The 25,171-nt window shown below is 56.7% G+C and carries 20 protein-coding genes and 7 pseudogenes; 6 read left to right on the top strand and 21 right to left on the bottom strand.

Going from position 1 to position 25,171, the window contains the following annotated elements:
• Window positions 1-240, top strand: a pseudogene (locus tag D2V07_RS15910) (DDE-type integrase/transposase/recombinase); the annotation flags it as partial.
• A gap of 209 nt (window positions 241-449) precedes the next feature.
• On the opposite strand, the pseudogene D2V07_RS15915 reads toward D2V07_RS15910, so the two are convergent.
• A pseudogene (locus D2V07_RS15915) lies at window positions 450-1,746 on the bottom strand (IS110 family RNA-guided transposase).
• Window positions 1,747-1,899: 153 nt separating this feature from the next.
• Between D2V07_RS15915 and D2V07_RS15920 the strand changes: the two are divergent.
• The 3 genes and pseudogenes from D2V07_RS15920 to D2V07_RS15930 all read left to right on the top strand — a co-directional run.
• A pseudogene (locus D2V07_RS15920) lies at window positions 1,900-2,241 on the top strand (integrase core domain-containing protein); the annotation flags it as partial.
• Window positions 2,242-2,268: 27 nt separating this feature from the next.
• Window positions 2,269-3,268 (top strand): annotated as a pseudogene (gene tnpC, locus D2V07_RS15925) (IS66 family transposase); the annotation flags it as partial.
• Window positions 3,265-3,864 carry a plasmid pRiA4b ORF-3 family protein gene (locus D2V07_RS15930; RefSeq protein WP_119587913.1) on the top strand — a complete coding sequence of 200 codons (600 nt, stop codon included), beginning with the start codon at window positions 3,265-3,267 and terminating at the stop codon, window positions 3,862-3,864. The pseudogene tnpC and the gene D2V07_RS15930, both read left to right, overlap by 4 nt.
• 359 nt (window positions 3,865-4,223) lie before the next feature.
• On the opposite strand, the gene D2V07_RS15935 is transcribed toward D2V07_RS15930, so the two are convergent.
• The 16 genes from D2V07_RS15935 to D2V07_RS16010 form a co-directional block, all read right to left on the bottom strand.
• Window positions 4,224-5,456, bottom strand: coding sequence for an NAD(P)/FAD-dependent oxidoreductase (locus D2V07_RS15935; RefSeq protein ID WP_233548468.1), 1,233 nt, complete (start codon window positions 5,454-5,456; stop codon window positions 4,224-4,226).
• Window positions 5,457-5,751: 295 nt separating this feature from the next.
• Window positions 5,752-6,039: a 2Fe-2S iron-sulfur cluster binding domain-containing protein gene (locus D2V07_RS15940; protein WP_098106027.1), complete on the bottom strand. Its 288-nt coding sequence runs from the start codon at window positions 6,037-6,039 to the stop codon at window positions 5,752-5,754.
• The gene (locus D2V07_RS15945) at window positions 6,036-6,242 is read right to left on the bottom strand and encodes a 2-hydroxymuconate tautomerase (protein ID WP_098106026.1); all 207 of its coding nucleotides are present in this window, start codon (window positions 6,240-6,242) and stop codon (window positions 6,036-6,038) included. The genes D2V07_RS15940 and D2V07_RS15945 overlap by 4 nt, the downstream gene beginning before the upstream one ends.
• Before the next feature lies 1 nt (window position 6,243).
• Window positions 6,244-7,014 (bottom strand): 2-keto-4-pentenoate hydratase, encoded by a 771-nt coding sequence (locus tag D2V07_RS15950; protein ID WP_119587914.1) that lies wholly within the window; start codon window positions 7,012-7,014, stop codon window positions 6,244-6,246.
• Window position 7,015: 1 nt separating this feature from the next.
• Window positions 7,016-8,047 (bottom strand): 4-hydroxy-2-oxovalerate aldolase, encoded by a 1,032-nt coding sequence (dmpG, locus tag D2V07_RS15955; protein WP_098106024.1) that lies wholly within the window; start codon window positions 8,045-8,047, stop codon window positions 7,016-7,018.
• On the bottom strand, window positions 8,044-8,982 hold the full coding sequence (locus D2V07_RS15960) for an acetaldehyde dehydrogenase (acetylating) (RefSeq protein ID WP_119587986.1): 939 nt from the start codon (window positions 8,980-8,982) through the stop codon (window positions 8,044-8,046). Before D2V07_RS15960 ends, dmpG begins: the two co-directional genes overlap by 4 nt.
• A gap of 23 nt (window positions 8,983-9,005) precedes the next feature.
• Window positions 9,006-9,818, bottom strand: a complete 813-nt coding sequence (locus D2V07_RS15965) for a fumarylacetoacetate hydrolase family protein (RefSeq protein WP_119587915.1) — start codon at window positions 9,816-9,818, stop codon at window positions 9,006-9,008.
• 4 nt (window positions 9,819-9,822) lie between these two features.
• Entirely contained in the window at window positions 9,823-11,307 is a 1,485-nt protein-coding gene (locus D2V07_RS15970) for a 2-hydroxymuconic semialdehyde dehydrogenase (protein WP_119587916.1), read from the bottom strand.
• A gap of 39 nt (window positions 11,308-11,346) precedes the next feature.
• Window positions 11,347-11,778, bottom strand: coding sequence for a GlcG/HbpS family heme-binding protein (locus D2V07_RS15975; RefSeq protein ID WP_119587917.1), 432 nt, complete (start codon window positions 11,776-11,778; stop codon window positions 11,347-11,349).
• Between the two features lie 2 nt (window positions 11,779-11,780).
• A complete protein-coding gene (locus tag D2V07_RS15980) occupies window positions 11,781-12,704 on the bottom strand; it encodes a catechol 2,3-dioxygenase (RefSeq protein WP_098106020.1) in 924 nt (307 codons plus the stop codon).
• Between the two features lie 18 nt (window positions 12,705-12,722).
• The gene (locus tag D2V07_RS15985) at window positions 12,723-13,574 is read right to left on the bottom strand and encodes an alpha/beta fold hydrolase (RefSeq protein ID WP_119587918.1); all 852 of its coding nucleotides are present in this window, start codon (window positions 13,572-13,574) and stop codon (window positions 12,723-12,725) included.
• A gap of 85 nt (window positions 13,575-13,659) precedes the next feature.
• The gene (locus D2V07_RS15990; RefSeq protein WP_119587919.1) at window positions 13,660-15,330 is read right to left on the bottom strand and encodes a class I adenylate-forming enzyme family protein; all 1,671 of its coding nucleotides are present in this window, start codon (window positions 15,328-15,330) and stop codon (window positions 13,660-13,662) included.
• Between the two features lie 44 nt (window positions 15,331-15,374).
• Window positions 15,375-15,779 (bottom strand): Zn-ribbon domain-containing OB-fold protein, encoded by a 405-nt coding sequence (locus D2V07_RS19160; protein WP_119587920.1) that lies wholly within the window; start codon window positions 15,777-15,779, stop codon window positions 15,375-15,377.
• A gap of 2 nt (window positions 15,780-15,781) precedes the next feature.
• Window positions 15,782-16,825 (bottom strand): thiolase family protein, encoded by a 1,044-nt coding sequence (locus D2V07_RS16000; RefSeq protein ID WP_233548469.1) that lies wholly within the window; start codon window positions 16,823-16,825, stop codon window positions 15,782-15,784.
• Window positions 16,826-17,006: 181 nt separating this feature from the next.
• Window positions 17,007-17,495, bottom strand: a complete 489-nt coding sequence (locus D2V07_RS16005) for an aromatic-ring-hydroxylating dioxygenase subunit beta (RefSeq protein WP_119587922.1) — start codon at window positions 17,493-17,495, stop codon at window positions 17,007-17,009.
• Between the two features lie 72 nt (window positions 17,496-17,567).
• Window positions 17,568-18,869: an aromatic ring-hydroxylating oxygenase subunit alpha gene (locus D2V07_RS16010; RefSeq protein WP_199698818.1), complete on the bottom strand. Its 1,302-nt coding sequence runs from the start codon at window positions 18,867-18,869 to the stop codon at window positions 17,568-17,570.
• A gap of 240 nt (window positions 18,870-19,109) precedes the next feature.
• Between D2V07_RS16010 and D2V07_RS16015 the strand changes: the two genes are divergently transcribed.
• The gene (locus tag D2V07_RS16015; protein WP_098106015.1) at window positions 19,110-20,741 is read left to right on the top strand and encodes an AMP-binding protein; all 1,632 of its coding nucleotides are present in this window, start codon (window positions 19,110-19,112) and stop codon (window positions 20,739-20,741) included.
• 277 nt (window positions 20,742-21,018) lie between these two features.
• On the opposite strand, the gene D2V07_RS16020 is transcribed toward D2V07_RS16015, so the two are convergent.
• From D2V07_RS16020 to D2V07_RS16035, 4 genes and pseudogenes are all read right to left on the bottom strand, one after another.
• On the bottom strand, window positions 21,019-21,675 hold the full coding sequence (locus D2V07_RS16020) for a TetR/AcrR family transcriptional regulator (RefSeq protein WP_119587923.1): 657 nt from the start codon (window positions 21,673-21,675) through the stop codon (window positions 21,019-21,021).
• Between the two features lie 311 nt (window positions 21,676-21,986).
• A pseudogene (locus D2V07_RS16025) lies at window positions 21,987-22,169 on the bottom strand (integrase core domain-containing protein); the annotation flags it as partial.
• Window positions 22,170-22,234: 65 nt separating this feature from the next.
• A pseudogene (gene istB, locus D2V07_RS16030) lies at window positions 22,235-23,014 on the bottom strand (IS21-like element helper ATPase IstB).
• Window positions 23,004-23,525, bottom strand: a pseudogene (locus D2V07_RS16035) (IS21 family transposase); the annotation flags it as partial. The pseudogenes D2V07_RS16035 and istB, both read right to left, overlap by 11 nt.
• Before the next feature lie 702 nt (window positions 23,526-24,227).
• Between D2V07_RS16035 and D2V07_RS16045 the strand changes: the two are divergent.
• Window positions 24,228-25,154, top strand: a complete 927-nt coding sequence (locus tag D2V07_RS16045; RefSeq protein WP_233548470.1) for a DUF6118 family protein — start codon at window positions 24,228-24,230, stop codon at window positions 25,152-25,154.
• Window positions 25,155-25,171: the final 17 nt, after the last annotated feature.

The following is a 25,171-nucleotide window of genomic DNA, read 5'->3' on the forward strand; positions in this document are numbered from 1 at the left end:
CTGGGCACGCGCAGGCCAATGGTGCTGCCAGATGGTCCGAACCAGCGGTGGAGCCTCGACTTCGTATCCGACAGCCTGATCTGTGGTCGGCGCTTCCGCATCCTGTGCGTGGTCGATGACTACACGCGGGAGTGCCTGGCGCTGGTGGCCGATACGTCGCTCTCCGGTGCGCGGGTCGCCCGCGAGCTGAGCAGCCTGATCGGGCTGCGCGGCAAGCCGTACACAGTGGTCAGCGACAACGTCCTAGGTCGGGAAGCAGCTGTGGGACAAGGCCAGCAGGTCTCGTTGCGCCGATCATGACCGGCGCAAATGTCTTTTTGATCCAGATGGCTTCCATCGTCAAGGAATGCGCTCTCGGCCATAGCAAACACAGGATCCAGCGGCCGCATCGGTCGTGGTCCTAACCGTCCTTAAAATGAGATGCGGATGCCAGATGGAAGGCCCGAACATTATCTACAGGGTCGCAGTTGCGCCCTCACGGCACAGCAGAGAGGGGTCCTTCCATCTGGTGTCCGCCCGTTCGAGGAACGGGCGGTACTCGGTTCCCGTCTTGATGACGGCGTGCGCGACGCGCGCCATCTTGGCGGTGAGTGCAGTCATTGCCTTGCGGCGGCGATCAGGGTCGCTGGCGTGTCCTTCCATGTATCGACCCAGCTTATCGCGAAAGCTGTTGTCGCGTTGGCGAGCGGCGACTTGTGCGGCCATCCAGAAAGTGCGGCGCAACCGAGCATTACCATATTTGGAAAGCTTGGTCCGACCGCGGAATGTGCCGGACTGGCAGGTGGCCAGATCGAGTCCGCAGAACTTGAGGAACTGGCGATGGTGGGCAAACCGTCGAAGGTCCCCGGCCTCGGCAAGGATGGTCAGCGCGTTGATCGGGCCGATGCCAGGGATCATACGAAGCAGCTGGTAGTCACGGTTCTCGCTGAGCATGGCATGGGCGGTTCGCTCGATCTCGTCGCGTTGGCGGATCAGACTGCGCGCTTGCGCGATGACCATGCGAAACATGGCAATCGCCACAGAATCCTCATCGACCGGCAGTGCGACGGATGCGCAGGCGGTCTCGTAAATATCGTTGATTAATCGAGCCTTGGAGACCTTGCGACCGACCAGTGACCACGCCTCGCGCGTGAATGCTTCCTGGCCAAGCGCTGTCATGCTCCCGGGCGTCGGAAACCGCTCGAGCAAGGCAAGAAACCAATCAGACCTGCTGTTGCCGGCGAAGCGCTCGATCTCTGGGAAGTAGAGGGGCAGGTAATGGGTCAGGATCCGGTGCCAGGTCTGGGTCTTGGCTTTGGAGATGGCCTCGTGTGTCTTCGACATCTCCTGCAGATCGTTAATCCCGGCGGCAAGCGGATCGACGTAGCGCTGGGTGGCGCCAATCCGCAGCATATGCAAGATCACCTGCGCGTCCTTGGAGTCGTTCTTGTCCCAGCCATTATGTAGAGCCTCTCGGGTCCGGGCCAGGGCTACGGACGAGATCAGGCGCAGTTCGAAACCTGCTGTGAGCATGCGGTGCGCCAAGGTGCGGTGATAGTTACCGGTCGCCTCGAAGCCGACCACAATCGGTCTGCCAATATCAGCCAGATCGGACGCAAGGCGATCGTAATCGGTCTTCGTCGCCATCACTGTCATACGCCGTCGCCGCCCGCCCTCCGGGCGTTCGATGAGGACCTCCTGGCGGTGCTTGGACATATCGATGGCTACCAGCACGGCATCGGCGGGTGTAGAACTGAGCTTGGTCATGGTCGGTCTGTCTCCAAAGTGTTGAGTCGACAACTTCACTTTAGAGACCTGATGACCGGTCATGACCGCCTTGATGAAGCCTGCGGGCGCTACGCGCCCTTGTCTCCATCAAGGCGAGCGCTGCCTTCGAGAGGCAGCTTCCCAATGTGCTACGGGACGGAACTGACCTCTTCGGCCATCCTGCGCTGGTCGCAGGAGCGCCGGGTCGAGTGGCATTACATCGCGCCGGGCAAGCCGATGCAGAACGGCTTCGTGGAGAGCTTCAACGGCCGTCTGCGCGACGAATGCCTCAACGAGACGCTGTTCACCTCGCTGGCCCACGCCCGGTTCGTGCTGGCCGCCTGGCGGCACGACTACAACACGGTCAGGCCACACTCGAAACTGGGCGGGAAGACCCCCGCCGAGATCGCCGGCCAACGTGTCTGGGGGCATGCCCCCAGACACGTTGGCATCCCATCAAACAACCATCATAAAGGAGCGAGACTCTACCTCTGACTGGTAACAATCAGGGGAGCACGTCACGTTGATCTCAGCCTTTCGACGCTCGCCGATCAGATCGGGACATGCGTTGCGGCAATGCAGCCGCTCATCCAGCTGATCGAAGCGCATGTGCTTGGCGGCCGAGCGCCTCCATATCGACGATACCACCGTTCCGGTGCTGGCGAAGACCAGGACCATTACCGGACGATTGTGGACCTATGTCCGTGATGATCGGCCCTTTGCAGGACCTGCACCGCTAGCCGCTTTCTTTCGCTATTCGCGCGATCGCAGCAGCATCCATCCGTGCACCCATCTCGATGGCTATTCCGGGACCTTCCAGGCCGATGACTATGGCGGATACAATGGCCTGATGAAGGCCGAGCGCACACCCGAGCCGCTGACGCGTGCCCTATGCTGGTCGCATGGGCGAAGACCCTTCTTCCAGCTGTGCGATATCGCGGGGCTCGCGCGCAAGGCAAAGCCTGCCCTGAGCGTGTCGAACGGGGGCAGGCCGATTGTGATCTCTCCGCTCGCACGCGAAGGCCTTGCGAAGATCGATGCAATCTTCAAGGCCGAGGCCGCAATCAATGGACGCAGCGCCGAGGAGCGTCTCGCCGTGCGGCAGGACAAGATCCGCCCGCTGGTCGAGGAGCTCGAAGCGTGGATGCACGCCACCCGCGCCGAGCTCTCCCGCCACGATCCCGTCGCCAAAGCGATCGCCTACATGCTCAAGGGATGGCCCGACTTCACCCGCTTCCTCGATGATGGCCGGATCTGCCTGACCAATAACGCCGCCGAACGCGCGCTGCGCGGTATAGCTCTTGGTCGCAAGGCATGGCTTTTCGCCGGTTCCGATCGCGGCGGCGAGCGCGCCGCTGCCATGTATTCGCTGCTCGTCACCGCCAAGCTCAACGATGTCGATCCGCACGCCTGGCTCGCCGACGTCCTTGCCCGGATCGCCAGCATCCCGCAGAACAAGCTCCACGAACTGCTTCCCTGGAACTGGCGCGAGCAGCAACAGGCCTTGCTCGAAGCCGCATGAGCGCCATCGTTCGCCTCAAGATCGTCCTCAAGGATGTCGAGCCCAAGGTGATACGCCGGATCGAGGTGCCGCTCGCGATCAAGCTCGACCGGCTGCACGACGTTCTCCAGGCCGTCATGGGTTGGGGTGACTATCATCTCTACGGGTTCCGTTTTCGCGGCGATGTCGGGTTCGGCATCCCCGATCCCGACTGGCCCGACGACATGCTCGATGCGCGTAAGGCAAGTCTGCGCAGCGTCCTTGAAGATACCGACGGCAAGACCTTTCACCACTACTATGACTTCGGCGATTTCTGGGATCACGTCATCACGATCGAAAGAATCGAGCCCGCCATCCGCGGCCTGACCTATCCAATCCTGCTCCAGGCTCAGGGTCGCTGCCCGCCCGAAGACGTCGGTGGGTCGATCGGATATTCAGAGTTCCTCGAAATACTCGCCGATCCCACCCACGCGGAATACGAGGAAACACTCACCTGGGCCGGCGGACATTTCGATCCCAACGATATCGATACTAACGCTATCGACGAAGCACTCCTGAACCTCGCCAACCAATGGGCACCCAAGCGTCGGACGAAGTTAGCACACGCAAACGACTAACTTACCGTGGTCCTCAGCGGAGGGTTACCTTGATGGTGTAACGGCACGGACCGTCGCTTCACAGCCTGTGAGGAACGATGGCCTTCGAGGCCGCTCATCTTAGAAGGCACTGAACCGCGCGGATTCGCATCATGGCCAGAAGCAAGTTTGCTTCGATCGATAGGCCGGATAGATTCACGCATCCAATGCCGCAGCACGATCAAAAATCCACCTTGCGCGGGAGGCGTCCATAGATTCGTTCCTTCGTCACTACGACGAGACCCAAACCCCCCTTAAATCACAACCTCAAACCTGTGCCATGGGTGCTGACGGGGGACAGATCTAGGGCACCTTCTCTGGCCGGGCACAGCCATTTGCGTTCATCGAGCCGGTTTGAGCAGCTCGCGAAGAGAAAAATCTGGATCACCAAGTTGATCTGCCGAGGCGTGGTGTCGGCGTTCGACCAGGCGTTTACCGATGCTCATCTCGGCCGGACGGTTGACCGTCAACGCTCCTACGATGACGTCATCGAAGCGGAAGAAAGCGGCGAAGGCGTTGCTTTCGATTTGACCTCGCACGGTTACTTCCGCATCGACCGGAATGTGACCGCAAAACTGGATGTTGAGATCGAACTGGTCGCTCCAGAACCATGCGGGGCGGCAATAATCACTTTCGTGACCAAGCATCGCCAAGGCGGCCGCATCCGCCTGTTCTGCCGCGTTCTGGTAGGTTTCGTGACGAATTCGGCCGCCAAAGAAACTTTCTTGCTGAGCCACATCACCCGCCGCGAAGACGTTCGGGTGACTGGTACGGCACTCACGGTTAACGACGATACCATTATCGGTTGCAATCCCCGCCCCTTTTGCCAAGCCAACTTCCGGAGCGATGCCCACGCCGACCACCACACCATCGCAAGCCACAAGCGATCCATCGTCTAGCTCGACCTCACTCACCCGGCCGTCAACCACCCTCATTCCACTCACACCTCGGCCAAATCGGGTGTCGACACCGCGATTGCGATGTTCCTCGCCCAACCATTGGCTGAATTGCGGCCCAAGGGATCGAATCATCGGTCCCGCCAAGGGCTCGATGGCAGTCACCTTGCAACCGAGCTTTGTTGCGCTCGCCGCCACCTCCGCCCCGATTACACCCATTCCGACGACCACTATTCGCGCTCCGTCCACCAAATCAGCCGCCATGCGGACTGCGTCATCGCGCGTGCGGAGATAATGTACATTTGCAGCATCAGCTCCCCGGATGTTCAGCTTGCGAGCTGAACCACCTGTGGCCAGCAAGATCCGATCAGCCGGGATCAGCCTGCCATCCGACAAGCTGACCTCGCCGGAAGCCAGGTCAAGCGCTTCGGCGCGCATTCCCAGATGCAGATCAATCTTGTTGTCAGCGTACCATGAGTCATCTTGCAGAAAAAAATTGTCTGCTGTGTTCGAAGGATCCCAAAGCATCTCCTTTGATAATGGGGGCCTTTCGTAGGGCCTCCACGGTTCTTCACCAATCAATACGATCTGGCCATCGAACCCAGACTGCCGTAACGCCTCCACGGCACGGCCTCCGGCGAGATTTGCTCCGATGACAGCAATCGAGCGGATACCCATTTTCTATCCTTCCTTGGAGCAAATTGATTGCTCTTGCCTCTTAAGTGTTTGTGCGACGACCACTTTGCTCGGTCGCCATCAGTATTTATGAGCGCTGTGCAAGAGCTGAAAAAGGCTAATGAGGATCCAAGCATGTTTCCTGAAAAACATCTCCGGATCCACTTGCCGCCTGCGATCCCGTATCCGAACTGATTTCGTAAAGCCCGGTCAGTGAGCATTTATCCGCAGTCTTGCAGCATCGGTTGATCCATCAGTTGCCGACGCTCTCCGAATACACATCCGAAACAACACGTTTTCAATTCTGCTCGACTTCGAGCTTCAGGTCTTCCAACGGATAGAGCCTGCAAGCTAGCACAAAACCTTTGGCCTGGTCCTCGGGAGATATTTTCGAGACACTCATCTTGCCCGTCTTGTATTCGCCTTCGACCACCCGAACGCGACAGAACCCACATCCTCCTCCGCGGCAACCCACGCCGATATCGGATAACCCTCTGCGTTCCATTGCGAACAGTACGCGTTCCTCTTCGGAGCACGCGAACTGGCTGCCGCCGACGATCTCTATTTGATAAAGCTTAGCGCTCATTTCTTCATATTTTCGGCCGCTTTGGCCGCCACGCTCTGCCCACCGACTGCGAAATGCGCGGGCGGCATCTCCCGCAGAATGATGCGAACTGATTCGCGCGGAGCGCCGAGCGACTGGATGGCTGCTTCGGTCAGGGCCTTTATCAAGCGTTCCTTGGCTTCAGGCGGACGTCCTTCGAGCAGATTGACTTCAATTATCGGCATATCACGCTTCCACTTGGAACATGACCGCGCCAAGATTTTGCACTGTGCTTCGCACAGTCTGGCCTGGTGCCAGGTTAGGCGCAGCGGTAATTCCTCCGGCCATCACCAGATCGCCGGCTTCAATTCGTTCGCCTGCTTCAGCGACCAGCCGCGCCGCCGCGACTAACGAACGTACTGGATTCCCCAGGATCGCTGCGCTTGAACCCACTTCGACCACTTTGCCATCAATCTCGAGAATGACGCCGAGGTTCGAAAAATCGATTCGAGGATCGCCCCATGAGCCGATGACCAGGCCCGACGAAGAGGTATTATCGGCGATCACATCCTCCAACGTAAATTTGAAGTTCTCGTACCGGCTGTCGATAATCTCCATTGCCGGAGCAATCGCTTCAACCGCTGCCATTGCTGCTGCTGGCGTCACATCACCGGCCAGAGGTGCCTTCATCAGAAAGGCAATCTCCGGTTCGACGCGGGGATGGACAAAGCGCTTGCGCGACAGTGCTGAGCCTTCCTCTACAAGCATGGCATCGGTCAAGCGCCCCCAGGCGACCTCTTCAACCCCGACTTGCTGCATCTTGGCCCGACTGGTCAGCCCCATTTTTACACCAATGCGTTTCTCTCCGCGCGACAAACGGCGATCTACAGATAATTTCTGGACCTGATATGCTTCGGCTACGGTGAAAGCGTGGTCTTGAGGCTTTACCTGTGCAGTCGCCTTCGCCTTTCGTGCAGCTGTGTCGAGCGTTTCGGCGTAGCGTAAGAGCCTATCCATTTCAGCTAGCCTTCGCCTTGATCAAATCAAGCGCAACATCGGTGATCATATCCTCCTGGCCACCAACCATGCGACGGTTGCCAAGTTCGACGAGGATCTCGCGAGTATCGATTCCATATTGCTCTGAGGCCTTCTCCGCGTGGCGCAGAAAACTGGAATAGACACCAGCATAGCCAAGGCTAAGCGTTTCCCGATCAACTCGAACCGGTCGATCCTGCAGGGGTCGGATCAGGTCGTCCGCAGCGTCCATCAATGCCATTACATCGCATCCATGCTTCCAACCCTTGCGGTTCGCGGCCGCGATGAAAACTTCGAGTGGCGCATTCCCTGCTCCCGCCCCCATTCCGGCAAGACTCGCATCGATCCGCACCGCCCCCGCCTGAGCCGCGACGATCGAATTCGCCACGCCGAGCGAAAGGTTATGATGCGCGTGAATACCGCGTTCGGTTTCGGGCTTGAGTACCCGCTCATAAGCCTGAAGCCGCTCCGAAACGCCATCCATATCAAGCGCGCCACCACTATCCGTGACATAGACACATTGCGCGCCATAACTTTCCATCAGTTGCGCTTGTTGGGCCAATGCCTCTGCATCGATCATATGGCTCATCATCAGAAAGCCAGAGACATCCATGCCCAAATCGCGGGCAATACCAATGTGCTGTTTGGAAACGTCAGCCTCGGTACAATGCGTCGCAACACGCACCGAGCGAACCCCCATCGAATAGGCCTGTTTGAGTTCCTCGACCGTGCCGATACCAGGAACAAGAAGCGTTGTCAGGACAGCGTTTTGGATAACCTCGGCTGCCGCCTCTATCCAGTCCCAGTCGGTATGTGCACCGAAGCCATAATTGAAGGTCGATCCGTTCAGGCCATCGCCGTGCGATACCTCGATCGCATCGACTCCCGCATCATCCAGCGCTTTGGCAATCGTCCGAACGCTGTCCGTTCCATACATGTGAAGGATGGCGTGCATCCCGTCGCGTAAGGTCACATCTTGAATGTAAAGGCGGTCGGATTCGGGGTTGAACGTCATGCTGCACTCTTTTCCATGTGTGTTTTGGCCAGACTTTCTCCCGCGGCCTTTGCAGCCGCTGTCATGATGTCGAGGTTGCCCGAATAGTTAGGGAGGTAGTCCCCTGCTCCCTCGACTTCGAGAAACACGCTGGTCTTGAGACCTTCGAATTCACCGTAACCCGGAATCTTGAGCGGTCGGTTCGAGCCGAAACGTTCAAACTGGACGTCCTGTTTGAGTCGGTACCCCGGCACATATGACTGAACCCTGGCAATCATCGCATGAACAGAATCGCGGACCTTGCCCTCATCGACCATCTCGGACAGCGTGAATATGGTATCGCGCATAATCATCGGCGGTTCGGCGGGATTGAGTATGATCACCGCTCTGCCTTTGCCCGCGCCACCTACCGTTTCGATCGCTCTGGCGGTTGTGCGAGTGAATTCGTCAATATTTGCGCGAGTTCCCGGCCCAGCAGAACGCGAAGAAACCGACGCCACGATTTCGGCATAGTGCACCGTCGCGACCTGGGATACCGCCGCCACGATCGGGATCGTTGCTTGGCCGCCGCAGGTCACCATGTTGATGTTTCGCACTGAAGGGTCGATTGCCGGGTTGACCGGAGGGATGGTGGCTGGTCCAATTGCCGCCGGCGTAAGATCAACCATTAGCTTTCCTTCGCGAGCGAAAGCTTCATCGTGCGCCTTGTGCGCATAGGCTGAAGTAGCATCGAAGGCGATGCCGATTTCCGCATATTCCGGCATACGCATCAGGCCCTCGATCCCCTCATGCGTGGTCTTAACGCCTCGCTCTTGTGCCATAGCCAGACCTTCAGATGCCGCATCGATGCCTACCACCGCAGACAATTCCAGTGTGTCTGAACCCTTGAGCAGCTTGATCATAAGATCAGTTCCGATATTTCCAGACCCGATAATCGCGCATTTCATTTTGGTCATGTGACCAGTCTCCACTTCATGTTTTAGTTTGCGTCTGCAGCAAATACTGCCCGGACTATTCCAAGGCCGTTGATCCGCGCTTCTACGATATCGCCTGGCGAAACCCCGGCCATCGGCCCAAGCGCTCCTGACAGAATGACGTCACCTTCCATCAAAGGGCGCCCGGCCTTGGCCATCACTTGGGCCAGCCACAAGGAAGCGGTAATCGGGCTATGCAGGCACGCAATTCCGGCACCCACCGAAATCGGTTCGCCTTTTGATTCCATAACCATGCCGCAGCTGCGCAGGTCGATCCCTTCGAGCTTGCGCGGTACCGCGCCCAGGACGAACAGGCCGCTTGAAGCATTGTCGGCAATCGTATCCCAAATCTTGATGTCCCAGTTCGCAATCCGGCTATCGACGATTTCGATCGCAGGCACGACGTATTCGATTGCCCGGATCAGCTCAGCAGTCGTCAGGTCAGGGTGCGGAAGATCGCGGCCAACGACTATTGCGATTTCTGCCTCGACCTTGGGCTGGATAACCCGATCGAGTGAAACAGGCATGCCTTCTGCCACGTCCATATCTGCGAACAGCATGCCGTAATCGGGCTGGTCTACCCCGAGCTGATTCTGGACAGCCAGCGACGTCAGGCCGATCTTGCGCCCAACCAGACGCCGCCCCTTGGCCAAATAATGTCTGGTATTGCTCTCTTGCACAGCATAGGCCGCGTCCAAACCGCCTGCGCTGATCATATCCCTGACAGGGTCGATTTCCTTGCCGCTCTTAGCCGCCTCGCGCAAAGCACAAGCGGCCCGATCAATGATGGCTGGGTCAATAGTCGTGTTGGTAGTCATGATCTTACAGCTTCACGCAAATGTTGGTAAGTTCGGTATAGAATTCGAGGCTGTGCACCCCACCCTCGCGACCAATTCCCGAATGGCCAGAGCCACCAAAGGCCGTGCGAAGATCCCGCAAGAACCAGGAATTCACCCAGCAGACACCGACATCCATCGCTGCCGCGACGCGGTGTCCGCGAGACATGTTCTCACTCCAGATTGAGGCACAAAGGCCGTAGGGCGAATCATTCGCCAGCGCGATGACTTCGTCCTCCTCGTCGAAGGGGATTACCCCGCAGCAAGGACCGAAGATCTCCTCGCGCATCACTGTGCTGTCGTGTGAAAGTCCGGTCCAAACGGTGGGCTGAACAAAAAAGCCTGCCCATTCTGGCCCGGAAAGCTCAGGAGTGCCACCGCCGGTCACCACGGTCGCGCCTTCTTCAACGGCGCGGCGATAGTAACCCAGAACTTTATCGCGGTGCTCAGCGCTTATCAGCGGACCAAGGTAAGCGGGATCGTCGATCGCACCTGGCTTGAATCCTTCCGCGGCCTCCTTCATTCGCGCGACGAACTCCTCGTAGACAGGACGTTCAACATAGACACGTTCCGTCCCCAGACACACCTGTCCTGTATTCATGAAAACCGCGCGCGACAGCCCTTCTACGGCCTTATTCAAATCAGCATCCGCGAAAACAATCCCTGCGTTTTTTCCTCCCAGTTCGAACGATACGTCCCGCACGCCGACTGCTGCCTTTTGCATAATTTTTTCGCCGGTGCGGGTCTCTCCGGTGAAAGTGATCGCGTCAACGTCGCTATTTGACGTAAGAAACTCACCCGCCGAGCCAGGCCCGAAGCCATGAACGACATTATAGACGCCATCCGGCATTCCGACTGCGTTCATCACTTCACCAAGCAAAGCGGCCGTCCGGGGTGTTTCTTCCGAAGGTTTGACGACTACGGTATTACCACAAGCCAGTGCCGGGCCGACCTTCCATGTCATCAGCAATAGCGGGAAATTCCAGGGGCAGATTACCGCAATTACCCCTTTTGGCTTGCGAACCGTGTAATTGTTGGCCTGCCCTCCATCGGGCGTGTCTGTGATGAAGCTCTCGCCGGGCATGGTCGAAATTACATCGGCGAACATCCTGAAATTCGCTGCGCCGCGAGGTATGTCGATATGGGCGGCGACAGCGCGAGGTTTGCCAGTATCGGCCACTTCCGCCGCCAGAAAATCGTCGGATCGGCGCTCAATCTCTGCCGCCACGGCGGTGATCAGCTTGACACGCTCAGAAGTAGTCATGCTGCCCCAGCGCCCATTGAGCGCATTCCTCGCAGCGGCAACCGCGTCCGCGACATCGTCGGCGCTTGCCTCCTGAACGAGACCTATCTGCTCCCCAGTGGCTGGATTAAAATTGGGGAACGACTTGCCCTCGCTTCCCTCGCGATAGGTACCGTCGATAAAGTTGAGAACAGTGTCTGTCACTGCAGGGGAGGCATAGGATGTCATTGCTACGGAATATCCTAGAATTGCAATTCGGACTGATTGTTAAAACTGTCGGGCGTCAATCACGGCGAGGCCAGCATTGGCGCATTCTACATCCTGTTCTTCTGATCCGCCCGAGACCCCGATTGCGCCGACACACTCTCCGTTGATTTCGATCGGCAATCCACCGGCAAACATAGCAATCCCGGGCTGCCTTCCAATCCCGTCTCGCAGCGCTGGATTGCCCGAGACCATCACGTAAAAGTCCGGCGTAGGAACCCGAAAGCTGGCTGCAGTGCAGGCCTTGTCCTGGGCGATCTTGTTTGAGGGTGCAGGCGAACCGTTGGCACGCAGAAAAGCGAGCAGATCTCCTCCCGCACCGACGACGGCTGCAGCCACCGGACAGTCCATGTCTGCCCCCCTAGCAACAGCCGCTGCTACGGCCGTGAGTGCCAGTTCATGACTGACCGTCTGGATCGAAATAACACCCTCCATGATCAGGTATTGACCGTCATGAAGCGATCATTGAGTGCCTTTTCGTAGTAAAAGACCGCTTTACCGGCATTTTCGGCCTTCCACGTGCGTCGAGGGTTGTCGGGATAATAGAAGTACCCGCCACTGAAGGTTTCGTTGCGATTGCCTGACGGGTCGAAGAAGTAAATTGTCTGACCGCGGGTGATGCCGTGGCGCGTCGGGCCGATATCTAGCGAAATATCGTAGCGGCTGATGATGTCCGCAGCGTGGCCCACATCGTGCCACGATTCCAGGTTAAAAGACGTATGATGTATCTTGCCGTCTTCCGGAGCGCCGAGGAACGCGACATCGTGCGCCTTGTTGCTACAGCTGAGGAAGATTGCCATGCGTCCCCCGCTCGCCTCATCGACCAGTTCCTCAGTGATCGAGAAATCGAGAGCATCGACCAGGATCTTGGCTGAAGCAGCGATATCTACCCCGTTGAGTGCGCAGTGATCGAACCGGGTCACACGCATGCCTCGCGGTTCAACCACCCAGACATCCGGGTCGCTGATTGCTGGGCCGGTCTGCGACAGTTCCATCTCGGAATAGAGTTCGAAAACATGTTGCGTTGGAAGTTTGAACCGGATCTTGCGGCCAACACCAGGATCTTCACCTTCCGGAAGCACATCCACATGAACGCCCATATCGAGCAAACGCTCGGCAAAATGATCGAGATCTGTATCCTTAGCGACCTTGAAACCCATCACGTCCATGCCCGGATGGTCGGCTTCGCGCAGGATGATGCTGTGCCTGTCGAATTCATCAAAAGCCTGGAAGAACGCACGGTCGCCCTCGCGTGAAACGAGATTAAGGCCGATACGATCGCGATAATGCTCAATCGCCTCCTCAAGATCCAGAACCCTCAACTGTACGTATCCGGGACGAATAACTCCGGTAACTGCCATGATCGATCTCCTCTCTAATTAAGCCTTGAGGCCGTGTTTGAAGAATTCCGTCACCATCCGGTTGAAGCTCGCCAGGCGTTCAATCTGGACCCAGTGACCACATTCGGAGAACAGATGAAGATCTGCTCGCTTCATCAGGCCGGCCAGACGCACGGTTGAGTCCAGCGGTATTACCTGATCGGCAATTCCATGAAGAATTAGCGTCTCGTGCTCGATATTGCCGATGTCCTCTTCGCGACTGGCAAGCATGGCGACATTGTTCTGGCGATCTTCGCCACCAAAGGTTTCGCGATAGGGTTCCAGCATGCCGGGACGGATGCTGGCCTCGTAACGTGATTGAATGAGATCGTCCGTCAGGCGAGAATGGTCCCAGGCGAGATATTTGAGAGACTCTCTCATCGCTTCAATCGATGGCTCGTATCCCCAGACCTTGTCCAGTGCCGGGGTGATGGAAAAATTCAGACCTGCTGGCCCCATGAGAACTGCACGATCGACCCGATCAGGATGCGCAATCATGAAAGCGAGTGTGACCCCCCCACCGAACGAATTTCCAACCATCGAAATCTTGTCGATACCCAACGCATCGAGAAGGGAGGCCAATTGATCGACCCAGACCTGCTTGTCCTGAATTCGGCCTTTGCTGTCAGAATAGCCAAAACCAAACATGTCGGGCGCGATGACGCGAAAACTCTCGGCAAGGACCGGAATATTCAGACGCCAGTTTGCCCAGGCGGTGACCCCTGGGCCAGAACCGTGAACAAGGAGAACCGGCGGGCCTTCACCGACATCGTGATAATTCGTCGAGGATCCTCCAACGTCTAATGATTGGCCAACTTCTGCGCGCGCGGCTTCTTGGTTCGCATCTACCATGATTTTAAGCCAATCCTTTTCTATTACTGACAGTGCAAGCCGTTCAGGAAGGCAACAACACCAACCTTCGGATTGCCGATCTATTTCACCCTTCGAGATCCCAAGGTATGTCCTGCGGCCTCGACATCAGCAGATTGCGAACATCATTTTTTCGCACTTTGAAGTTTGTCGTCAGCGGAAAGTCTTCTTGTGTGAAGACAATGTGCTTTGGAACCGAGGGACGGTTGAGCTTGTCCCTGCAGAACTCGATCAATTCGGTGTGGCTCAGCTCGGGATGGGAATCAGCGCGATGAACAACCGCTACAACAGCTTCACCCCATTCCGGGTGAGGCAGTCCCACAACGCAAATATCCGCGACACCCGGATGCTTAACGATCACTTCCTCGACGGAAGCGGGATAAACATTAACTCCCCCGGAAATTATGAGAAACTTCTGTCGATCCAGAAGATATAGGTAGCCTTCCTCATCTAGCGAGCCGATATCATTCGTGCGGAGCCAACCCTCACTCTGCACTTCTTGCGTTTGCTCCGGCAGATTCAGGTATTCGGCCATAACCGTGGGCCCGCGAAGCCAGACTTCACCGGGCTCCCCAACGGCCACTGGTTGCCCGTCTTCGCTTCGGATTGAAATTTCAAAATGAGACGCAACTCGCCCGACTGAAGAAAGCAGCTTCGGTTTTGTGCTCAGACCACGCCGATGGTCTTCCGGCGAGAGGAAGGAGACCCCGCCCCAAGTCGTCTCGGTGAGCGCATAGACATTGATCATGTCTTTACCGAAAGTCTCATGCACGCTCCTGATGAGGTGCGGAGAAGCGGGGGAGGAGCCATAGACAATCAAGCGGACGGAGGAGAGATCGAACGGCGTCGCCTTGTTGTCCTCAAGTGCCCATTTGAGCATTGTCGGAGCGAGAAGAAATGCCGTGACCGATTTCTCTTTCACGGTATCGAAGAAGGTGCCCCGATCATAGTCGCCATCAGCAATAATGTGCGTCATTCCATTGCCAAGACCGAGAAACGCAAGAACCACAGCAACCCAGGCATTTCCGGTTGGAAGGAAGAATCGATCATCGCGAACGAAGCCGAATTCCGCCAGCGCATGAAGTATTGTGACAGTCACCGCACCGTGGGTTAAAACAGCGCCCTTTGGCACACCGGTAGTTCCCGAAGTATAGCTGTAGAACAACGGATTTTCGGATGAGAGCAAGGGCATATCCGGCACTGAGGCTACGGCATCCGTCAATGTATCAAGGTCGCTCGCGAAATTATGAGCACCGCCGAAACCGATGACCCCAATATCGAGCTCATCGAGAACGTCTCTGATAATTTCAATTTGATCAGTACAAGACGCGTGAACAAAGAGATACCTTGCGTTGGAATCTCTAAGCACATGAATCATTTCAGTAGGAGTGAATCTGCGATTTATTCCCACCCGGATTGCGCCCGCCTTCATGCAGGCGAAGAAATGTTCATAAACCTCAATGCATTCAGGAGCGATGATGGCAGCCGCGTCGCCGACACGGCATCCCATCGAAAGCAGGACGGCCGCAATGCGATCCGAGCGAGCATCCATTTGACCCCAATTCGCTTCGCGGTCCCCGCAGACATAGGCGACCTTTTTCGGATTATTGCTTCCGGTTCGACGTATCAATTCACGCGGCAACATCTGGACATTCACGTCTTCGGTGGCATTTTGCCCCGCCCGATCGCATCCAATGTCCTTGGGGAACTGATCTCTTGCCTCTGAAACTCTTCCCATGACAACCTCGTGTTTTAGTTTTGATGAACAACTTACTTGCTCTATTAGTTATTTGATCGGCATGATTGGAACCAAACCCTGCCGTTCTGAATCTCTTTGAAACTTACTGGATCCCCAATCGTAGGCGCACCCGAACCGTCATCTTCGAGTAACGCGGTGAGCCTGCACCCCTCATCAAGCTCGACGAGAATGGTAGTATAGGGAGGATCGAGTTCCGGATCGTATTTTGTGTGATATATGACGAAAGAATATATCTCCCCGAAGCCCTTTGTTTCCGAGACCTCAAGTGGACCGGCACATTTCGGGCATATCCGCGCGGCATAATCGACCACGCCGCAACCGTCCGCGCATTGCAGGCAACATAGTCGCCCCGCCTCCGCAAGCTGGCGGATCTTGCCCGAGAACGGATCGTCGACTGCATTCGGGATACTGCTACCGCCGCCCGACATCTTTATAGCTCCCTGTGCGGACTGATGGTCATCGCCGAATGATATTCCATCCTTCCGCCAAAGCCGGTCACAAGTCCGATATCGTTCTTGGGCACCTGACGCTCCCCGCCATCGCCACGGGCTTGAACCACGGCCTCATGAACCGGAGTCATGCCTTGCAGATAGTAGGAGGAAAGATGGCCTCCTCCGGTATTTACTGGAAGCTTCCCGCCCGGTTTTGTCGTGCCGCTGGCAATAAGGTCTGGTGCTTCGCCAGGCTGGCACAGGCCATACCCTTCGAGTGCAAGTATCGAGGTGATTGTAAATGGGCTATACAGTTCACAATAATCGTAGAGTGCCGGTGTGGCACCAAGTGTCTCAAGCAATTTAGCTGAAGCAATTTCGGCACCGGTCTGCGTCTCAGGACTATTGCCGGCAAGGTTGCGCGCTCCAGAATGACCTTGTCCGAACGCATGGAGGTAGGCTGGCTGCTTAGGGCAATTGTCCGCTTCGTCCAGCGAACTGACGATTACGGCAACCGCGCCGTTGACCGGAAAGGCACAGTCGAAGAGCCTTAGCGGCTCCACTATCCAGCGAGAGTTGAAGTAATCATCCTCCCCCAGTGGCCCTCTAATAAACGCCTGCGGGTTAAGCGATGCCCACGCCCTGTCGGCGGAGGCCGCAGCATAAAGAGCCCGGTCATCAGCTCCATAAACATGAAAATACCGCTGCGCAGAAATCGCGAATGCGCCGACCGCGCCATGCAAACCGCTGCTCGCATCCCAACCAGGAAGGCCAGTCAGATCCATCGAGCCAGAATAGGTTTTGGCCGCCCCGGCGCTTCGGACAGGAGCATCTGCGAAAACGCACAAGACATTGCTTGCGCCACCAGCTTCGATAGCGAGCGCCGCATACTGGATCATCTGTATTGCCGAACTGCCTTCTGCCTCAATGCTCGCCAGCAATGACAGATCGCCAAGACCCAGATCGCGCTTAAGATGCAGTGGTAGAACCTCACTTGGCTCGATCGGGCTTCTGTTCAACAGCAGCCCATCAATTATGTCCACTCCCGCTGACCTGTCAGCCAGCGCTGCGAGACAGGCTTGCGCAGCAAGCGCCCTAGGCGAAGAGCCCGGTTCGCGGGAAAAAGTGCTTTGCCCCAGCCCGGTAATCGCGGCCTTCGCTACGAATTTTCTGACTGCCTTCACTTTTCCCAAACCAAGCTCCATAAAAACTAGTCGACGGACCCTAGATGATGAATGAAAGACCCCGCACCGGTCCTTCAGAATTGAGCAGGTGGATGTGCTTGCTGAACATTTTCATCTCGCCATCTCGCATTCGAAGTTTATGCTCGACACGCGCAGGCCAAACTTCCATCTCTTTGTCTGCCTGAATGCGATATTCGTAGAGAACCACATTCGAACGAACGAAATACTCACCATCAGCAATTGTTTCGATTTCAACGTTCGATATGATCCTGCACATACGAGAAGGTGGAACCTGCGCATGCCGCACACCGGTGTTCAACTGGCGGATACGCGTGGCCAGCCTGGTGCGGTTGTCGTTGAGGATAGAAATCCGACCATCATCCGGATCCTGTCCCGCCTCGGCAGGAACCCAGTAATGCATGTCATCCTCTGCCAGAGCCTCCCATTCCGAATAGCGCGATTCGTCTGCGAGACGCGCCTCCTTGAACAAGAATTCTTCAACCCGCAGGCGCTCTTCTATTGTAACCATTTTTCGCAATCTTTTCACTTGGGGAATCAAGGTCGACCTGAATAGTCGCTAGAGAATCCTGAGGCTTCGATATCAAGCGGCGGCAGCAGCAGCGGTCGGAGAACTTTGATCTGGACCCTGCATCACTTGCTTGTAGTGTCGCCAAAACCCTCGATTGGATGTCTCATCGGTCAAATGGCCCACTACGACACCATTATCGTCAGTTACCTCTCTTTCGGCGCCACGGCTGAGATCAAGCCAGCCACCCTTTCCGGCCAAGGCGAGCTGCGTCCGCTCCGCGATCACGCTGTCATCAGCGAGCAAAAATGCCGTCGGACCCAACGCCCCTTCTGATTGACGCAAGATCCGCTGATTTACATCGTCATCCACGCCTTCGAGATACATCGGCGTGTGGATGTGGAGGCATACGCCCGGCGCGACGGGCTCAAACCGAACAATGTTCATTTCCCCGAGGAACAGGTTGGGGAAAATTACCGCATGCGGCGGCCCATCGAGCAATATCTTATCACCCTTTTCCTGACCGTACGCTTCCCTGAGGGCTTTTGAATAAGAAGGATACCTATCCTCTGCACAGCCAAACCATTCGAGCGGGCGGGAATATGACGGCGAAAAGTTCAGCTCAGTGTGACCATTTCCCCAGTCCTTTGCCTCGGATTTCAGACTTTCCTCATCCTGCAGCACCGCTTCGTCATAATTGGATCTGATAGCCTGCGCGAAGGAAGGGTGGACGAAGTTCACATGGTAGCCATCGGTGTCATTCTCTGGAAGCATCTTCCAATTGCAGTTCAATTGATGGCGAACCCAACCGCCTGATAAATTGATCCTCCCTACCGGCGACATCTCGACCGCACGATCGATCAATTCTGTCGCGCGACCCAGATGGTCGCCCAACGATGGCACAGTGGGGTTAAAGCTTGCGAACACGAAACCCTGATAGCTGTCCACTTTCGCGAGACGCTCCAGACCGTGACAAGAAAAATCGCCCTTGAAACCGGCTGGATACGGCACATCAACAAGTCCACCCTTCGTGTCGTAAGCCCAACCATGATACTGGCAGACAAACGCCTTGGCATTGCCACGTTCCTCTTGGCAGATGATATTGCCGCGATGCGCACAGCGATTGACGATGACGGAGATCTCGCCATCACGACCGCGGACGGCAAAAACCGGGTCGCGCCCCACATTACGCCTTACGAAATCGCCCGCCTTGGGAATTTCCGAATCGTGACAAATGAAGACCCATCCATTGCGAAAAATGGAGTCCATCTCGGCCTCGAATACCTCGCTGTCGGTGTAGAGAGTAGAATGTACGCGGTCGTCGAGAATCAGTTCTTCGAAGCGAATTCCTTCGGATGGCCTTGAATTATCTAGCACTTTGAGCCTCCTGTCCTTTGTTGCACGCCGCCTGATGGATGTCGAATCGCTAATCGAGCGCTTGATTAGAAGCTAGGTCGCACCTAACAGCTCGTCAAGGGGCCTCCGCCCGTCACTTGTCGGAGATAAGCGAGGGAAAGAGAGCAACCGTGGCTGAAGCCATTAGTGAATATATCTGTATATTCAGATCGGCAATTTTTGCGAAAAATATCACTATATTCGATTTTTAGGGAGATCGGAATGACGAAGGGTAGCGGGAATCCAGAGAATATCGGTCACCAGGCCAATTATTCACCGTTGACGCCGTTGAGCTTTCTACAGCGCACCGCACAAGTCTTTGGTCATCATGTGGCTGTGATCTTTGAGGAGCGTAGCTGGACCTGGGCGCAATTCGCAAACCGCTGCTACAATCTGGCTGGAGCTCTGGCCGGAAGAGGCGTTAAAAGCGGCGAGAAAGTTTCGATTTTGGCAGATAATATTCCCGCTGCGCTGGAGGCCAGTTTCGGAATTCCTATGGCGGGGGGTGTCATCAATGCGATCAACACGCGTCTTGACCCCGATGCAATTGCTTTCATTCTTGAGCATGCAGAAACGCGAGTCTTCCTCGTCGACCGGCACTATGCAAAGGTTGCCGGTGAAGCGATTTCCAATTGCACACGCAACCTTCTGGTGATCGACATTGAGGACGCGGCGAGCGGCAGCAAACCTACTTTTGCGCAATTATCCTACGAGGAATTCCTGAGCGAGGCGATCACCGATCTACCAGCGCCCAATCTGAACGAACTTGATCCGATCGCTCTTAACTATACCTCTGGCACAACCGGTGATCCCAAAGGCGTTTTACTTCATCATCGCGGGGCTTATCTGAACGCAATAGGCAACTCGCTTTCGTGGGGGTTGCCACGGTTCTGCGTTTACCTCTGGTCCCTTCCCCTGTTTCATTGCAATGGCTGGTGCTTTCCCTGGACAATCGCATTGCAGGCGGGAGTGAATGTTTGCGTTCGCGGGGTCGATCCCAACGCGCTTCTCGATTTGATTGAGAAGCACAAGGTTACACATTTGTGCGGGGCGCCGATCGTAGTGAGAATGCTGGTCGATGCCGCCAACGCAATCACCACTGAGCGGGCACCCCTCTCCATTATGACGGCGGGTGCTGCGCCCCCCTCGTCCTTGTTGGCCAAGGCCAGTGCGACCGGCTTCGATATCACACATACATACGGGTTGACTGAAGTCTACGGACCCTGTGCTGTCTGTGAATGGCACCCGGAGTGGGATGCGTTATCTCAAGACGAGCAGGCCACGCTGATGGCGCGTCAAGGCGTCGGCTACCCAGTTGTGGAAGAGATAGCTGTAATAAATCCCGAGACAATGCTGCCGGTTCCACAAGATGGCGTGACGATCGGGGAAGTCATGTTCCGAGGTAACGTGGTAATGACTGGTTACTATAAAAACCCCGAAGCAACACGGGAAGCGCTCTCTGGCGGCTATTTCCACAGCGGCGATCTGGCCGTCTGGTACCCCGGCGGCTACGTAGAGATCAAAGATCGTTCCAAAGATATCATTATATCCGGCGGAGAGAATATCTCCAGCATTGAGATAGAAGAAGTTCTATATAAACATCCCGCTGTTTCCGCAGCAGCGGTAGTGGCCGCCCCCCATGAAAAGTGGGGGGAAACGCCACACGCTTTCATCGAAACTGTCGCAAACAAAAGCGCTGACCCCGACGAGATTATTGCCTTTTGTCGAGACCATCTCGCTCATTTCAAATGCCCGACCCGCGTCACTCTTCAAGAGCTTCCCAAGACAGCCACAGGAAAGATCCAGAAATACGAACTTCGCGAAAAGGCGAAGGCCTTGTCACCCTTTTCTTGAATTTCTTGCGTGAGAAATTGGCGAGCGTCTTGTTGAGCGCGGATCGGGATAGAAAGCGATGGCTTCAATCGTCGACGGTCAAGATGGAATGAATGCGCCAGCCCGGTCCTGGACCCTCTACCAGCGCTTGAGCGTGGGGCCCGGTTCCAGGCAGGGTCATTCTCTTGTGCAAGGATGCAGATTGGAAAAATTGCGGATCATGTCAGCCTCGCTGAAGGATGCATGGGTCCGCGCTAGATCTGTAGCGCAAAAACAGTAAGGCCCTCTTATTTCTACATCAATCTACGTCTTTCGGCTTGTCGCCGCTCTTCTCCGCAGCACAAAGTTTGTGAAACTCTTCTTCATCTAGATTGAGCGCAATTGAACAGAAGAGGTTGGCGGCACTTGCAAGTTGAGAAGATTCTGTGAGGTTTTTTCGGGCGGGGCCCCAATTCAGTGCAGCAAGCATGTAAAGCCGACAACGCTCTGGATCGCTGAGCAGGTACTGATTTGATTTGAGTTCGTTCAGAACCTGCATCCACACCTCGCGATACTGTTGGTTGACTGTGCGCAATCGGTCCCTTGCATCGGGAGAAAGCAATTTCCAATCTCGAAAGGAGACATCATGAGCTGAACCCAACGGTCCCATTATAGCCGTAAGGTGCGCAAGGGCGAGAGCCTGGAATCTAGACAAGGGGCCCGTTGCGGTTGAAAGATGTTCGTGAACAATTTGCAGTCCAGACTTCATCGCCTGCGAAATTATTTCTTCGAGCAAGTCTTCTTTACTTTTAAAGTAGTAAAAGATGCTGCCGGAGGTCAGGCCCGTAGCATCTGCAATCTGTCTCACTGTAGCGCCCTGATATCCATTTTTCTGGAAGAGCAGCGCCGCCGCCTGTAAGAGCTGTTCACGGCGGAGGTTGGGCTCACTATCACAGGCGAGATTTTGACGTGCCATTATCGGCCTTTCGTATCGCTTTTTGGTCTAGGTGATGCATCATTTAGTGGTCTTTTCAGTCTTGACACGGAAACGGACGAACACAGCGGAGCAGGAAACCGCTATTACTCGCGAGATAGAGGCGGATATTGCAAGGATGTCATACCGGCAATGCACTCATGATACCATCAGGCAAGCTCAATCAGCCATAAATCTACGGCTGCGCCCAGAGGTTCGCGTGAACAAAACACCCCAACCAAGTCAGTCGTCAGAACATCTGGCACAATTCGCGGCGTAAATTAGCGAAGCGTCGGCCTTGTCTGGGGTTGATGTTAGGCGGCAAGCTTGCGGTGCTGCAAGCGCCGATGTGCGATGGTGTTGCGTTTGATCCTTTCTCGTTGTTGGATGATGGCTGGAGCTCTGCCGAAGTAGGCGTCTGCGGGCGTCACGTTGCTCAGGCTCTCATGGTAGCGCTGGTGATTGTAATGCTCAACGAAGGCCTCGATCTGCGCCTGTTGATTTTCGCTGAGATGTGACCCGGGTTGCGGGAGGGTTATTTTCTCCCGGCTTCGGATTTGGTCTAGTGTTGTGTGGTCTCCTTTTTCTGTTTGCTCTTGGCAGCGGATGCCTTGAAGCGGAAGCTGTTATTGCCGGTTTCGAAGATGTGGCAGTGATGGGGTCAGTCGGTCGAGCAATGCAGTGGTCATCTTGGCATCGCCGAACACGCTGGCCCATTCCGAGAAGCTCAGGTTGCTCGTGATGACGACGCTGGTGCGCTCGTAGAGTTTGCTGAGCAGGTGGAACAGCAATGCCCGCCTGACGGGCTGAACGGCAGATATCCAAGCTCGTCGAGGATCACGAGGTCGAGCCGCAGAAGCCGCTCGGCAAGCTGGCCAGCCTTGTTCATCACTTTTTCCTGCTCCAGCGCGTTTACCAGATCGACCGTGGAAGAGAAGCGCACCTTTTTGCGGTGGTGCTCGACTGCCTAAACTCCCAGCGCAGTGGCGATATGGGTCTTGCCGGTGCCCGGGCCACCGATCAGAACGACGTTGTGGGCGCCATCGATAAACTCGCCGCGATGGAGCTGGCGGATCATGGCCTCGTTCGCTTCGCTGGACGCAAAATCGAAGGTGGCCAGATCCACGTAGGCCGGGAAGCGGGCGGCCTTCATCTGGTAGGCGATCGAGCGAACCTCGCGTTCGGCTACCTCGGCCTTGAGCAGCTGGGAAAGGATCGGAACCGCCGTACCGAAGGCTGGGGCTCCCTGCTCGATCAGGTCGTCGGCAGCCTGCGCCATGCCGTACATCTTCAGGCCACGCAGCATGACCACCACAGCCGCGCTGGCAGGATCATGACGCAAGGCGAAGATCCTTTCCGCGCAGGGTATCGTATCGTGCCACATTGGCCTTTGGCTCGCGGTTCAGGCTGAACGCCTGCGGGGCATCGATCACCTCGACACTGCTCGGCTTATCATCGATCAGCCGATGCAGCAGGTTGACGATATGGTCTTGGTGGGAACGCCGGCTTCCAGCGCCAGCTCGACCGCACATAGCACCGCCTGCTCATCGGGATGCAGAAACAGCGAGAGGATATCGACCATCTCCCTGTCGCCGCCGGGGTGCTGAGAAGGTGTGACTGCAACTGGCGGAAGGCATCGGGCATCCCGGTAAAGGGGGCGCCGTTGCGCAGGGCTCCGGGCTTGCGCTGGATTACTGCGAGATAATGCCGCCAGTATAGACTGTCTGGCCCCGCAGATGATGCGCCCGCGTGATAAGCTGCCGATGTTCGCATAGCACCTGCCCTTCGGCGGCGATGACAATACGGTCGGGATAGATCCGCAGACTTACGGGCCGGCTCGCGAAGGATCCTGGTCACGTCTGGAGCTATGACTTCGTCATGGATCGCACGCATGACGGAAAGGTGTTCCGCATGCTGACGGTGATCGATGAGCACACGAGGCAGTGCCTGGCGATCCATGTCCAGCCGCGAGCGTGGGAAGGACATGGCGGGCGACTACAAGCCCGAACAGGCTTTCGCTGAACTGCGCGGTATCAGCTTCCGCGAGCGGGTCTCGGAGATGGTTCGGCAGGCGCCGGAGAAGGCGAAATCCATCTTCGGAAACTTCCGCCCGCAAGCCCGACAACTTGAGCCGCTTCCAGTGCAGCCGAACACGCAGAACGAGCAACGCCGCGCGGTCGAACGCTTTGCCCGTGCGCTTGGCGATATCGGCACGATGCAGGCGCAGGGCTTGCCCGTCCTGCCGCATCAGAAAGACGCGCTGGAGAAGGCAGGAAAGACGCTCGAAGCGATCCGGCCCCATGCCGCCACCGACCTCGCCAAGGCGCTTGAGCGGCGTCCTGAGCTGATTGCAGCGGCAGCTGGCGGACGCAGCCAGGAAGCCATGCGCGCCATACAGCACGAAGCCGCCGTGCGCACCGATCCGGCGCTGCGAACAGAGCGCTTTGTCAGCGACTGGCAGGGTTTGAGCACGGCGCGGAAGCAGCTTGAACAGCAGGGCGACCGTGCGGGCGCTGCCCGCGTGTCCGCCAAGCTGATGGAGCTGGCAAAGGGACTTGAACGCGATCCGCAGGTCGAAAGCCTGCTGCGCGGCAAGACGCGCGAACTCGGCATCGATCCGAAGCCCGAACGCAGCATCGCCAATGAACTCACTGCAACCCTCGCCCGCGAGCGCACCCGCGCTTTCGACATGGGCATTTAGGAGAACCGACATGGAAGACGACCACATCGAAGAAGTGCAACTGGACCTCGATGTTGAGGAACCGCCTGCCCCGGCACCACAACCGGAGGCAGCGACAGAAACCGATCCGGCAACCGAAGCCTTCGCCCGCCTCGAAGGCGAAATGGCGATGGTACGCCATACGGTCCAGAACATGGCCAGGGAGCGCGCCGACATCGTGATCCCTGACTACACGGCTACGCTCGGCCAGATGGCCGATCAGCTGGCACAGGTCTCCAAGACGTTGAGCACAATTGGCAACAAGCCTGCCATCGATCTGACGCCGGAAGACATCGCGGTTCAGATCAAGCGCGCTTCCCACGACATGCTGCGCGACTCCAGCGACCTGTTCCGGCAGGGCCGCAAAGATCTGGAGCTTGCAACCGGTCGGCTCGCTGCAATTGTCGGTCGTGTCCGCACCGAGGACGAGCAGAAGCGCCAGACCTGGCGCTTTGCGGGCGTGGGGTTAGCTGCCGGGATCATGCTTTGGGCGATTCTTCCCGGCACCATCGCCCGCGCCATGCCCGAAAGCTGGCAATGGCCCGAAAGGATCGCTCGCAAGGCGGTTGGCGAACCGACCATTTTGGAAGCGGGCATACGGTTGATCCGGTCACAGAACCCGGAAGCGTGGGAAGAATTGGCGGCAGCGCAGCGCATCTTCAGCGCAAACCGTGAAGCCTTCGAACGCTGCATTGAAAAAGCGGGTAAGGTTGAGCGCTCGGTCGGTTGTGAGTTTCAGATCGAGCCGCAAGGACGCCCATGAAATTCCTATCCATTGGT

The sequence above is a fragment of the Aurantiacibacter zhengii genome (assembly GCF_003584125.1).
Taxonomy (GTDB): domain Bacteria; phylum Pseudomonadota; class Alphaproteobacteria; order Sphingomonadales; family Sphingomonadaceae; genus Alteraurantiacibacter; species Alteraurantiacibacter zhengii.

Coding starts and splice junctions, on each gene's coding strand:
- D2V07_RS15960 (WP_119587986.1), bottom strand. CDS start 8,982: ATGACCAAAATGAAATGCGCGATTATCGGGTCTGGAAATATCGGAACT.
- D2V07_RS15975 (WP_119587917.1), bottom strand. CDS start 11,778: ATGGAGGGTGTTATTTCGATCCAGACGGTCAGTCATGAACTGGCACTC.
- D2V07_RS16005 (WP_119587922.1), bottom strand. CDS start 17,495: ATGGTTACAATAGAAGAGCGCCTGCGGGTTGAAGAATTCTTGTTCAAG.
- D2V07_RS15940 (WP_098106027.1), bottom strand. CDS start 6,039: ATGAGCGCTAAGCTTTATCAAATAGAGATCGTCGGCGGCAGCCAGTTC.
- D2V07_RS15930 (WP_119587913.1), top strand. CDS start 3,265: ATGAGCGCCATCGTTCGCCTCAAGATCGTCCTCAAGGATGTCGAGCCC.
- D2V07_RS15985 (WP_119587918.1), bottom strand. CDS start 13,574: ATGGTAGATGCGAACCAAGAAGCCGCGCGCGCAGAAGTTGGCCAATCA.
- D2V07_RS15990 (WP_119587919.1), bottom strand. CDS start 15,330: ATGGGAAGAGTTTCAGAGGCAAGAGATCAGTTCCCCAAGGACATTGGA.
- D2V07_RS15950 (WP_119587914.1), bottom strand. CDS start 7,014: ATGGATAGGCTCTTACGCTACGCCGAAACGCTCGACACAGCTGCACGA.
- D2V07_RS15970 (WP_119587916.1), bottom strand. CDS start 11,307: ATGACATCCTATGCCTCCCCTGCAGTGACAGACACTGTTCTCAACTTT.
- D2V07_RS19160 (WP_119587920.1), bottom strand. CDS start 15,779: ATGTCGGGCGGCGGTAGCAGTATCCCGAATGCAGTCGACGATCCGTTC.
- D2V07_RS15980 (WP_098106020.1), bottom strand. CDS start 12,704: ATGGCAGTTACCGGAGTTATTCGTCCCGGATACGTACAGTTGAGGGTT.
- dmpG (WP_098106024.1), bottom strand. CDS start 8,047: ATGACGTTCAACCCCGAATCCGACCGCCTTTACATTCAAGATGTGACC.
- D2V07_RS15945 (WP_098106026.1), bottom strand. CDS start 6,242: ATGCCGATAATTGAAGTCAATCTGCTCGAAGGACGTCCGCCTGAAGCC.
- D2V07_RS16015 (WP_098106015.1), top strand. CDS start 19,110: ATGACGAAGGGTAGCGGGAATCCAGAGAATATCGGTCACCAGGCCAAT.
- D2V07_RS16020 (WP_119587923.1), bottom strand. CDS start 21,675: ATGGCACGTCAAAATCTCGCCTGTGATAGTGAGCCCAACCTCCGCCGT.
- D2V07_RS15965 (WP_119587915.1), bottom strand. CDS start 9,818: ATGACTACCAACACGACTATTGACCCAGCCATCATTGATCGGGCCGCT.
- D2V07_RS15935 (WP_233548468.1), bottom strand. CDS start 5,456: ATGGGTATCCGCTCGATTGCTGTCATCGGAGCAAATCTCGCCGGAGGC.